Source organism: Proteus faecis (assembly GCF_030286765.1).
GTDB lineage: Bacteria > Pseudomonadota > Gammaproteobacteria > Enterobacterales > Enterobacteriaceae > Proteus > Proteus faecis.
Map to the genome: position 1 here is coordinate 189,568 of NZ_JASVWV010000003.1, position 10,991 is coordinate 200,558.

The 10,991-nt window shown below is 36.6% G+C and carries 13 protein-coding genes; 3 read left to right on the top strand and 10 right to left on the bottom strand.

Going from position 1 to position 10,991, the window contains the following annotated elements; genetic code table 11:
• Window positions 1-2: 2 nt before the first annotated feature.
• The 7 genes from QSH13_RS06490 to flgB form a co-directional block, all read right to left on the bottom strand.
• A complete protein-coding gene (locus QSH13_RS06490; protein WP_109396473.1) occupies window positions 3-746 on the bottom strand; it encodes a flagellar basal body L-ring protein FlgH in 744 nt (247 codons plus the stop codon).
• Between the two features lie 63 nt (window positions 747-809).
• Window positions 810-1,592 carry a flagellar basal-body rod protein FlgG gene (gene flgG, locus QSH13_RS06495; RefSeq protein WP_036935743.1) on the bottom strand — a complete coding sequence of 261 codons (783 nt, stop codon included), beginning with the start codon at window positions 1,590-1,592 and terminating at the stop codon, window positions 810-812.
• Window positions 1,593-1,611: 19 nt separating this feature from the next.
• Window positions 1,612-2,367 carry a flagellar basal body rod protein FlgF gene (locus QSH13_RS06500; RefSeq protein WP_109406693.1) on the bottom strand — a complete coding sequence of 252 codons (756 nt, stop codon included), beginning with the start codon at window positions 2,365-2,367 and terminating at the stop codon, window positions 1,612-1,614.
• 21 nt (window positions 2,368-2,388) lie between these two features.
• Window positions 2,389-3,615 (bottom strand): flagellar hook protein FlgE, encoded by a 1,227-nt coding sequence (gene flgE, locus QSH13_RS06505; RefSeq protein ID WP_185900961.1) that lies wholly within the window; start codon window positions 3,613-3,615, stop codon window positions 2,389-2,391.
• 27 nt (window positions 3,616-3,642) lie between these two features.
• Window positions 3,643-4,473: a flagellar hook assembly protein FlgD gene (locus QSH13_RS06510; RefSeq protein WP_109396476.1), complete on the bottom strand. Its 831-nt coding sequence runs from the start codon at window positions 4,471-4,473 to the stop codon at window positions 3,643-3,645.
• A 12-nt stretch (window positions 4,474-4,485) separates the two neighbouring features.
• On the bottom strand, window positions 4,486-4,890 hold the full coding sequence (gene flgC / locus QSH13_RS06515) for a flagellar basal body rod protein FlgC (protein ID WP_006533173.1): 405 nt from the start codon (window positions 4,888-4,890) through the stop codon (window positions 4,486-4,488).
• Between the two features lie 10 nt (window positions 4,891-4,900).
• Entirely contained in the window at window positions 4,901-5,311 is a 411-nt protein-coding gene (gene flgB / locus QSH13_RS06520; protein WP_006533174.1) for a flagellar basal body rod protein FlgB, read from the bottom strand.
• A gap of 209 nt (window positions 5,312-5,520) precedes the next feature.
• Here flgB and flgA point away from each other — a divergent pair, with 209 nt between their 5' ends.
• From flgA to QSH13_RS06535, 3 genes are all read left to right on the top strand, one after another.
• Window positions 5,521-6,177 (top strand): flagellar basal body P-ring formation chaperone FlgA, encoded by a 657-nt coding sequence (gene flgA, locus QSH13_RS06525; RefSeq protein WP_196544112.1) that lies wholly within the window; start codon window positions 5,521-5,523, stop codon window positions 6,175-6,177.
• Window positions 6,178-6,463: 286 nt separating this feature from the next.
• Entirely contained in the window at window positions 6,464-6,763 is a 300-nt protein-coding gene (flgM, locus tag QSH13_RS06530) for a flagellar biosynthesis anti-sigma factor FlgM (RefSeq protein WP_109396479.1), read from the top strand.
• 13 nt (window positions 6,764-6,776) lie between these two features.
• Entirely contained in the window at window positions 6,777-7,217 is a 441-nt protein-coding gene (locus QSH13_RS06535; RefSeq protein ID WP_109396495.1) for a flagella synthesis protein FlgN, read from the top strand.
• A 180-nt stretch (window positions 7,218-7,397) separates the two neighbouring features.
• Here QSH13_RS06535 and QSH13_RS06540 read toward each other — a convergent pair whose 3' ends face one another.
• From QSH13_RS06540 to QSH13_RS06550, 3 genes are all read right to left on the bottom strand, one after another.
• The gene (locus QSH13_RS06540; protein WP_196544113.1) at window positions 7,398-8,657 is read right to left on the bottom strand and encodes a two-partner secretion domain-containing protein; all 1,260 of its coding nucleotides are present in this window, start codon (window positions 8,655-8,657) and stop codon (window positions 7,398-7,400) included.
• Window positions 8,658-8,777: 120 nt separating this feature from the next.
• Entirely contained in the window at window positions 8,778-10,001 is a 1,224-nt protein-coding gene (locus QSH13_RS06545; RefSeq protein WP_196544114.1) for a two-partner secretion domain-containing protein, read from the bottom strand.
• A 181-nt stretch (window positions 10,002-10,182) separates the two neighbouring features.
• A complete protein-coding gene (locus tag QSH13_RS06550; protein WP_286038959.1) occupies window positions 10,183-10,965 on the bottom strand; it encodes a two-partner secretion domain-containing protein in 783 nt (260 codons plus the stop codon).
• Window positions 10,966-10,991: the final 26 nt, after the last annotated feature.

Here is a 10,991-nt window from a genome sequence, read left to right on the forward strand (position 1 = left end):
CATTAAAAAGGTGATACATTTAAGAAGAAGCGTTGTAGCCATCCCATAGATTGAGCTTCATTGATATAACCGTCTCCGATATATTCAATACGAGCATCAGCAACTTGGGTTGAATTTACGGTATTGGAACCACTAATTGTTCTTGGATTCACAACACCTGAAAAACGGATAAATTCAGTACCTTGATTGATAGCAATTTGCTTTTCACCAATAACGTGCAGGTTGCCATTGGCAAGAAGCTGATCGACGGTAACAGTAATGGTGCCTTTAAAGGTATTGTTCGCATTTGCGCCACCTTTACCGCCAAAGTCACTGTTTCCTTCCATTCCCATATCAGCGCGACTATTACCAAACAACCCTTCTAAGAATCTTGGGGTGATCGAAGCAAGGAACCCAGCTTTACCATTACGACTTGCATTAGCAGATGAGTTTTTGCTTGCACTGACATTCTCTTGCAACGTGATAGTCAGCGTGTCACCTATATTTCGAGGGCGTCTATCTTCAAATAAAGGCTGATAACCAAAATAAACAGGCTGAGTTGCCTGAAAAATAGAGCCATTTGGTGCAGGTGCTGTTGGTGCCGTTGGAACCGCCGTTGTGTTACCTTCTACCAACGGTTTTTTCGGTATATGTGCGCATCCCGCTAGTGTCAGTACCAACAGGGCGGTACCTAAACGTTGATGACGACGCCATCTGACACTAAGCTTTCTTGCCCCAGAATTGTCAGTAATGACCTTTGTATCCATCTTCGATACTCTTTTAGTAATATGCCTGACAGGAAATCCTGTCAGGCTAATGAACAAACGAAATTAGAGTTGCGTTAGTTTCTGTAACATCTGATCAGATGTTGAAATTGCTTTACTGTTAATTTCATAAGCACGTTGAGTCTGGATCATATTGACCAGCTCTTCAGCTACGTTAACGTTAGAGGTTTCAACATATCCCTGATACAACAAACCTGCGCCGTTGATACCTGGGGCATTTTCAGTAGGTGCGCCAGAACTTGCGGTTTCTAAATATAAGTTTTCACCAACACTTTCTAATCCGCTGTCATTAATAAAGGTTGTTAGTGTCAATTGCCCCACTTGTTGTGGTGCAGGTGAACCTTCAATTTCAACACTAACAGTACCATCACGACCAATCATGACCTTCTTCGCCGTTTCAGGCAGAATAATGGCTGGAACGACTTGGAAACCACTGGTTGTCACTAATTGCCCATTCTGATCCATTTGAAAAGAACCATCACGGGTATAAGCGTCTGTGCCATCAGGTAACTGAACATGGAAGAAACCCTGCCCTTTAATCGCTACATCACGCGTACCATTAGTTTGAGCCAAGTTACCTTGGCTATGTAAACGTTCAGTTGCAACAGGACGAACCCCCGTACCAATTTGTAAACCTGACGGCGCATTCGTCTGTTCTGATGTCATAGCACCCGGTTGACGAATAGTTTGATACAGTAAATCTTCGAAAACCGCACGTTGGCGTTTAAAACCATTGGTGCTGACGTTTGCGAGGTTGTTGGAAATCACATCCATGTTTGTCTGTTGTGCATCCAACCCAGTTTTAGCAATCCATAAAGAACGGATCATGGTTTTCCCCTTACACTATTTAACTCAGTGATAGCAATTGGTTAGCTCGTTGTGCATTATCGTCAGCACTATGAATAACCTTCATTTGCATTTCGAAACGTCTAGCGTTTGCTATCATATCGACCATGGCTTCTGCTGGATTAACATTACTGCCTTCTAACACACCAGCTAACACCTTCACGCTATCATCTGCTGGTAATTCCTCACCCGCACGTGCAACGCCTTTCGGTGATAAATGGAATAAACCATCATCGCCACGAACTAAATCGTTTTGCTCTGGTTTTACCATTTTCAAGCGACCAATTTGCCCCAACATTTTGGGTGGATCAGTCGGTACATGCGCGGTCACAATACCGTTATTGGCAATACTGACATTTGCTTGAGGAGGTACTTCAATCGCACCGTTATCCCCCATTAACAAACGTCCTTGTACCATCAACATGCCGTCAGCGTTACGTTGGATATTCCCGTTTCGGGTATAGGCTTCGGTACCATCATCAAGCTGAACAGCCAAATAGCCGTTATCGCTTAACGCAACGTCCATTGATCTGCCGGTATAGTTCATCGTTCCTTGACTCTGATCGCTACCTGGCGTTGAGGCGACCGTTAATGTACGAGTCGGTAAGGTATCGCCATTGACAGGTACGGCTCGCATTGCACTAAGCTGCGCTTTGAATCCCGGCGTTGATGCGTTTGCTAAGTTGTTCGCCACGACAGCTTGATTTTCCATCGAGTGTCTGGCGCCGCCCATCGCGGTATAAATCACATGATCCATAACAGATTATTTCCGGCTTTATTAGCGCAAGCTAACCAGAGTCTGCAGGATCTGATCCTGAGTCTTAATGGTTTGTGCGTTTGATTGATAGTTACGTTGAGCAACGATCATGTTGACTAACTCTTGGCTCATATCCACGTTAGACGCTTCTAATGCGTTATTGGTTAATTTGCCGAAAACACCAGAGCCTGCAACCCCCACGATTGGTGAACCTGAAGCGTTAGTTTCAGACCACATATTGTCGCCTTGTGAGCTTAAACCGCCAGCGTTTGCAAAGTTAGCTAATGCGATTTGACCAACCACTTGGCTTTGTTGGTTTGAGTAAGTCGCCATGATTGAACCATCTTGCTCAATACGGAAATTGGTGAATTCACCCGCTTGATAACCATTTTGTGCTAATTTAGAGACACTTGATTCTGATACTTTCTGTTGAGTACTACCGGTAAAATCAAGTTCAATTTTGCTCGCAGCAGAACCATTCAAAGAGGCAATATCCATATCGGTTTTTGTATAACTTTCCAGCACACCCGCGTTGGTATATTTTAAAGTGCCTAAATCTTGGTGAGGCGTTGGCGCACCACCTGCTGCCTTGGTTGACGTATCTTGTCCATAAACTTTCCATTCATTGTCATTTGTCTTTACAAAGAATAAGTTCAGATTATGTTCATTACCTAAGCTATCGTAAGTGGTAACGTTAGTACTAAAGTTATAAGTATCACTATCTTTAGGATCGAACGTTGTTTTAGCAGGTTTTTCTTCACCTGAGTTCAGGTTAACCGCCATATCAATTTTATTGGTTGCACTGGCATTCATCATATCGGTAGGGATCACGATAGGTGTTGGTGTTGCCCCTTTTTGAACCACGTTTTTACCATCAACTACCTGCACGGGATAACCTGTGATACGCATACCTTGCATATTGGTCAGGAAACCATCTTTATTTTTTCCAAACTCACCATTACGTGAATAAAACACACCACCGTTTTGATCTTCAATACGGAAAAAACCACCGCCAGAAATTGCCACGTCAGTTGGGCGGTTAGTGGTTGTGATACTACCGTCTTTAAAGTTTTGGCTAATACCCGCAACTTTAACACCTAGACCAGCACCAGAGCCGGCGAAAACGTCAGCAAAAGAGACTGTTGCGCCTTTAAAACCGTAGGTTGCGGAGTTAGAAATATTGTTACCGATAGTATCTAAGTTAGCGGCTGCTGCGTTTAAACCACTTACTGCTTGTGAAAAGGACATGCGCCCTCCAAGTTGAATATGTGTTAGTTAAAGAACCTGACGAATTTCATCCAATGAAACGGTATTACCTAAGCCAACATCAAGGCGGGCACCACCATCCACCATGGACACACTATTCACCAGCGCATAATTCAGTGTCTTAACAGGGACCTGAGCATCATTAAGCGTGGCGTTAACGGTAAATTTATAGCTTCCTGTTGGAACAGGATTATCATCTTCATCAGTGCAATCCCAAGAGAAGTTATAAACATCCGGTAGCATCTTTTTGTCCATCTGGATTGTACGAACGGTAACACCACTCGCATTGGTGATGTTTATCGTAAGAGAATCGGTTGGACTGAGTAATTCAAAACCAAAAGGTGTTGAAAAAAGGTGTTCATCGCTAGGCGTAGTTGGGTCAGTACCTTCTGATTTATACGCTCCCATTTGCTGGCGCGTTTTTTCATTTTGAGTATCAGGTGTTGGAATTGTGTCATCCCCGTTACCAGGTTTTTCAGTCTCACCTTTACCGTCGGTTGGCTGAAAGACAACAATTTTATTCCCAGAGACCATGACACCATGGCCAACTAGAGAAGAAGCTCGCAATGCCTGACTTTGATCAATCTGACCAACAATGTTATTCACTGTTTTATTCAGTGTTTCAATGCCTTCAACGGTTGAAATTTGAGCTAACTGGGAGGTTAACTCATTATTTTGCATTGGATTTGTTGGGTCTTGGTTTTTCATCTGAGTGATGAGTAGTGTTAGGAAATTCCCTTTGATATCCTCGCTACCACTTTTTTTCGTATGGTATGAAGAAGGTGCATCCCCGATAATGGTATTATCATAAGGTTCATTCATTGAGGCGGAAATACCCACAATTTATTCTCCCTATTGACCTATCATCAGTGTTTTTTGCATCAGCGATTTTGCCGTGTTCATCACTTCGACGTTAGCTTGGTAGCTTCTTGAGGCAGAAATGGTGTTAATCATTTCACCCACGACATCAACATTCGGCATACGTACATACCCTTTTTCATCGGCAAAAGGATGTCCCGGCTGATATTCCATACGAAATGGAGCAGGATCATCCACCACTTCAGTGACACGAACACCACCAACCTCTTGGCCAGCAGGTGCATTGACCTGAAAAACAACCTGTTTTGCACGATAAGGTTCACCATCTGGGCCCGCAACACTGTCGGCATTTGCCATATTGCTGGCGCTTACGTTTAAACGTTGAGATTGCGCTGAAAGTGCTGAACCTGAAATATCAAAAATACTAAATAAAGACATGCTCTTTACCCTACTGTTGCAATACAGCCATCATGCTTTTAACTTGCGAGTTAATAAATGTCACATCAGCCTGATACTTAAGGCTATTGTCAGCAAAATTACTACGTTCCATATCCATATCCACGGTATTACCATCCATCGCCGTTTGATGAGGTACGCGATAGAGTAAGTCCGCTTCTAAGCGATAACCGGGTTTGATCGGGATATGGCGCTCTGATGTCATCGCCAATTGCATGCCATGACTACCAGTACGTCCGTTTTCAATGGTTTTCTTCAATTCAGAAGCAAAATCAATATCACGAGCCTGAAAGCCTGGGGTATCTGCGTTAGCGATGTTCGCAGCGAGAATTTCTTGGCGTTTATTGCGTATTGAGAGCGCTTCTTGTTGAAAATGAAACGTATTTTCTAATTTATCGAGCATCTTCTATCCTTGGTGGCTAAGCCACTTACCTCAGCTGATAAAACAATTTCAGTTGACAGAATAAACGCTCAAAAAAAAGATGATTGGAGGAATAGGCGTAAATTGGATTGCTATTTATGCGTTTAAGGCATGCAAAGTCGCTGTACACTGTTGTTGCTAAATAATGACAAACGCACAATTAGCATCAACTCTGTAAGGTGATACAAACTATGTTAGTTAAAACTCTTATCGGTCTATTTTCTTTTTTCTTTATGGTGAATGTGAGTATCGCGAAATCACTCCCTGAAGAACTACAAGATTTCTTTGTCGCACTTCATCAACAAAGCGACAAAGTGACTGTGAGCGTTTTAACGCCAGAACAGAAATGGCCTATCTGCCAAACACAAGAGATCCAACGCCATGCGGGCTCTCGTAATTGGGGACGGCTTTCAATCCCAATTCAGTGTGATAATCAGCGTCGCTTTATTCAAGTTGATGTGAGTGTAACGGGCAAATATTTAGTCGCCAAAAAAGACATCAATCGTGATGATGCGATTGAAACTGCATCAGTCAGCATGATAACAGGTGAATTAGAAAAGCAACCTTATGACGTATTACGTGATCCTACGTTAATTAAAAATGCCATTGCTATGCGCCAAATTTCTGCAGGAAAACCGATTACATCGACCATGATCCGTCGCCCTTGGGCTATTTTGGCAGGTCAAACCGTTACTGTTTTTGCACAAGGCGATCATTTTCAAATTCGTTATGAAGGCAAAGCAATCAACAATGCTGTTGCCAATGAGACTATTCGAGTCAGAGTAAAATCGGGCCAAATCGTCACCGGCGAAGCACTTGAAAACGGCTCAGTACGCATTCCTCTTTAATAGATGAAAAAACTGATAAGCAGAATAAGCCTATATTGGATTGTTTGTTAGACGTTTCAGTTATAGCAAGCCAAGGTAAACTCTCTTGCACTACATTTTTTACTCTAAATAATTTAAGTTTGTAGCCAACAACGCTACAGCTAAAAGTATGGCGAGTATAACAAGTAAATTAAAGTTTTTGATTTCACAGCCGATATAAAGAACCAAGATGATAGGCGAAAACACATAGGTTGTTTTACAATGGCTTCATCTGACTATTAATTGATGCCTAACAAAGGATTTTCCTATGAGTATTGAACGCGCAAATCCACTGCTTCCGATTAACGCAATTGCACAACGTAACCCAAGTGAAATCACGCAAGGCTCTCGTAAATCGGGAACAACTGAACAAAAGACTGCAACAGGCGACACATCTGTAAAACTGAGTGAAGCGCAGAAAAAACTTGTTCAACCTGGAAATAAAGACATTAACGTTGAGAAAGTTGCTCACTTAAAAGAAGCGATTGCCAACGGAACATTAACTATGGACAGCGGTAAAATTGCGGATGCTCTTTTCCGTGAAGCTGCTGAAAGCATAACTCAATAATATTTTAATGATTATGATGGAAGAACTCCGCCAGACTTTAGATCTTCAATTATCACAGCTTAATACCATTGCGAGTATTTTACGTGCTGAACAACAGTTATTATGCGCAGGTAATATTGATATCAATGCCCTACACGAAGTAACTGAACAGAAGAATTTTGTCTTGTCGGCTCTAGGTCATACAGACCAACAGCGCCATACGCTAAGCCAACAAGCCGGTGTAGAAAAACCTTATGCAGGGTTACCGTTCTTATCTGATTTATGGACACAGATAATAGACATCACGGCGGAGTTAAGATATCTAAATCAACATAACGGATTACTACTTGATCAACACATCTCTCGTAATAGTGATGCAATCCGTTTTTTGCAGAAGAACCACAGCCCAACCCTTTATGGTTCTGATGGGCAAGCACAACGTTCAATATTAGCTGGACGAAAAATCCAAGTATAAAATTTAAAGAAAATAACAGTCCTTGCATTATATCAACATAATACAAGGACTATTTTATGTAGCCTATTATTTTTACTTATATATAGTAACTATAAAATAAGCATTAAATTAATGTTACACGTTAAATCGATAGTAATAATAAACATGATATTTTTATCATTAATCTTTAATTAGAGTCTATTAAAGATTTTTATGGTTGATATTTTTTTCTATAATAGTTGATGTACCTAATTGAAATTTCGGTTGTCCCTTTAATTCTGCTAAGCCTTTTCCTGTTAACTCTATTTGATCTTTTTTATAAAAAACCCCGTACATCCCTTCTAACACAATACTACCTTCCCCATGGATTTTACCATAAATAGCTATATCCGTATTGGAGGTAACATCAAAATAGCTTTTATTCAACGTAATGTTATTAATATTTATATAATTAACACGTGATATTAAATAGCTATTGTCGATAATATAATCGTTAGATAACGTCATACCTTTCGCATTAATAAATAAAGCACTATCTTTAACATAAAAAGATGATTTCCCATAACTATAATAAGTCTCTGAAATATCTAACCTTGATTTTTTTACATCATCATAAGATTTTTTATATAAATTTATATCTCTATTTAAATCTATAATTGAACCATCCTTGTTAAACCATTCATTGACACTTGCATTTAAAGATAAAGTATCAATATGACCATGATGGCTAACCTTAGCATTATTCCCTCTTATTATTAAATACCGACTGTTTAACGTTGCCCAATCGGTTATTAACAAATCCCCTTTGCGATTATAATCATTTGAATAGTTAAGGTTAAATTTATCTAAACCAATATCAAAACGGATGTATTTAGAATTAAAATCACCTTCACCCAACGCTACATTATTAGATATAATATTTATATATGCAGGTGAAATGTCTTTATAATGACGATTAATATGAGTAAACTCATTTCTAGGTAATTTATTAACAAAAGCAAAATTAACAGGTTTATCTGTTATAATAAATTCCTTAGAAAATTTCCCTACACTGCTACCGGAAATTAACTTAATATTATCGATTCCTGAGAAAGAGCAATCATAACAATCAATTCCATTAGGGTTGGCTATAATTACTGTCGCCTTTTTTCCTTGTAACTCAAGATCACCACGCAACGCTGAACCCTCGTAAGAAACAACCTCATTAATAATTAATTCTGCTTTATCATTATCTAATGATAAACCATTATTATTAATATTAAAATGGTCGTAATAGATATGGGCTACATTATCTTGATTAGTGTTTATGATTTTAACTTGTGTTTTACCTATATCATCATTAATTGATACTTGTGCATCAGATAATGAATTAGCATTTAAAACAACATCTTGAGTAGCATAACAAGATACTGAAACAAATACAGATAATAATGAAAGAGTAAATAGAGGGATTTTTTTCATAGCCATTTCCTTTGGTTTTAAAGTAATTATCATAATTAATATATAATCCGATTAATATTAAAAACCATCCACATAAAAATATTCACATAAAATATTTTATAATAAAATATATGTGAATAATTAATGCTTAATAAGGATATTATCGCTTTTTGTCGGATTAAACCTAATATTCGTACTATTTTGAATAAAAATTTTATCAAGGGAATCAATAAAGAAAATTTCCCCATTGAGCATTACTCTTTTTTCAGCATCAATAACCATTAAAGAGTTAATATTAAATAATTTACTTTCGAAAGAATGAATATAATTACGTACATTAGCAGAAATTTTACTCTTCTCTAAACGTAGGGAACCATTATTAAAAAAGTTACCTTTAGATAAATTAAAATAAACATTAGTCTTATAAATAGTTAATCTAGAATTTTTTTCATTACTGAATGTCTTAGCATTAAATATGGTATTTTTTTCTGAAAAATCAGTGTTACTATATTTCTCATAAACATTTTTAAAAATGGAATCAATACGCCAATTTAATATATTTATTTCACCTGAATTAATTATTTTCCCCTTTGTATCTACAACTATCTCTCCCACATTTAAAATACCATTATTTATAAAAACATTATTTCCAGCAGAATAAATAAATTTCTTTACATTAATAATCGAGCCAAAATCTAATAACAACTTTCCTTTATGATACTTTGAGGGGAATTTATTATACATATGGTAAATCTGCTTACCATTAATAATATTTAGTTTATTAGAAAACAACGTTAAATTTTCATTAAATTTAACATCCTTAGAAATAATATTTATTTTATCAAAAATAAATTTATTCTTCTCAGCTTCCTCACCTGTACTAAACTCAATGCTTCCTTTATTAGAAACTCGATACTTACCTAGATTTAAGTTATCACTCCTGCCATTGATTAAAGTGACTGTTTCAATACCATTAAATGAACATCCTTGACAATGTATTCCATTAGGATTTGCAATAACGATACTTACAGGGTTGCCATTAATAGATAGGTCACCTTTAAGCATTGTTTTATTTTTAGATGTCACTTCATTTATAATGGTTGTTACATATTGCTCTTTAGCGTTATTAAACACTACACCTTTTTCATCAACATTAAAGTCACTATAATAATTATGTGAAATCCCACGAATATCATTTGTCTCAATATTAATTACAGCTTTTCCACTTTCATAATTAATAGAAAGTTTTTTTGCTTTATCATCATCTTTAACGATTAACATATCCGAAGAAGCTTGAGAGGGAAAAAATAGTGATATTATAAATAAACCATGATAACAAAAACAAAGTATTCTTTTTAATTTCATGACTAAACTTAATTATATTATTTATTAGCAGAGATAATAAGAAGTATTTCATAGAATACTTCTTATTAAATTTATTGTTTCTAGAAAAAAATATCAGCACATTAACGAAATATATAATTTACCTAAATTAACACCTATATATTTTATATTTAAAAATAAAAATGTTATTTTTATATATTAATTATCTAGATATATAAAGAGCACTATTCCCAGACAAACCATCAATATTTAGTTTACTTTTAGTTATATTATAAGCACCTTTATCAAAATAAACTTCACCATAGCCATGCTTAATATTAATTTTATTTAAATTAGCTTTAAACCCTTCAAAAAAAGAAACCTGCCCATTATGATTAAATTCATTTTTTGAAAAAAGATGATATGTTTGTAACCCACTCAATATATTTAATGTATTAATGGATTTATTTAATCTTCCCTCCATAAAAATTTTATTGGAAATAAGATTAATTTTTTGACTAGCGATCCGCTTTAAACCACGAATAGAGACATAATTCTTATCTGATAAAATAAAATCACTGACACTGTCATTAGTTTTTCCACTAATTAGTGTAAAATCAGTGACTCTGGAGGCAGAACACTGGTGACATTCAATACCATTAGGGTTAGCAATAATCACATGAGCCTTTAGTCCTTTGACTCTAACATTACCATTAATTAAACTCATTTCATTTCCGGTGACTTCATTAATAATGATATTGGCTTTGGCTTCTTTATTATTAAGAATGATCCCCTCTTTAGGAATATTAAACTTATGGTAAAAATTAAGTGAAATACCATCCTCAAGGTTTGAATCTATATTAATTACATTTTTATTCTTTTCATTATCAAAAGTAAGCGTTGTCTTAGGCGACAAATCATTGTTTATAATGATACTTTCATCTGCCAAAACCATTTGTGAATTGAATAAAAAAAATAATGGGAAAAGTAAATTTTTATTTTTCATTAATAAATCTCCTATAAAGAAATTAT

Bases quoted from the DNA above. Each gene is read 5' to 3' on its own strand.
- flgG (WP_036935743.1), bottom strand. From the start codon at position 1,592: ATGATCCGTTCTTTATGGATTGCTAAAACTGGGTTGGATGCACAACAG.
- QSH13_RS06490 (WP_109396473.1), bottom strand. From the start codon at position 746: ATGGATACAAAGGTCATTACTGACAATTCTGGGGCAAGAAAGCTTAGT.
- flgE (WP_185900961.1), bottom strand. From the start codon at position 3,615: ATGTCCTTTTCACAAGCAGTAAGTGGTTTAAACGCAGCAGCCGCTAAC.
- QSH13_RS06545 (WP_196544114.1), bottom strand. From the start codon at position 10,001: ATGAAATTAAAAAGAATACTTTGTTTTTGTTATCATGGTTTATTTATA.
- QSH13_RS06500 (WP_109406693.1), bottom strand. From the start codon at position 2,367: ATGGATCATGTGATTTATACCGCGATGGGCGGCGCCAGACACTCGATG.
- flgC (WP_006533173.1), bottom strand. From the start codon at position 4,890: ATGTCTTTATTTAGTATTTTTGATATTTCAGGTTCAGCACTTTCAGCG.
- flgM (WP_109396479.1), top strand. From the start codon at position 6,464: ATGAGTATTGAACGCGCAAATCCACTGCTTCCGATTAACGCAATTGCA.
- flgA (WP_196544112.1), top strand. From the start codon at position 5,521: ATGTTAGTTAAAACTCTTATCGGTCTATTTTCTTTTTTCTTTATGGTG.
- QSH13_RS06550 (WP_286038959.1), bottom strand. From the start codon at position 10,965: ATGAAAAATAAAAATTTACTTTTCCCATTATTTTTTTTATTCAATTCA.
- QSH13_RS06535 (WP_109396495.1), top strand. From the start codon at position 6,777: ATGATGGAAGAACTCCGCCAGACTTTAGATCTTCAATTATCACAGCTT.
- QSH13_RS06540 (WP_196544113.1), bottom strand. From the start codon at position 8,657: ATGAAAAAAATCCCTCTATTTACTCTTTCATTATTATCTGTATTTGTT.
- flgB (WP_006533174.1), bottom strand. From the start codon at position 5,311: ATGCTCGATAAATTAGAAAATACGTTTCATTTTCAACAAGAAGCGCTC.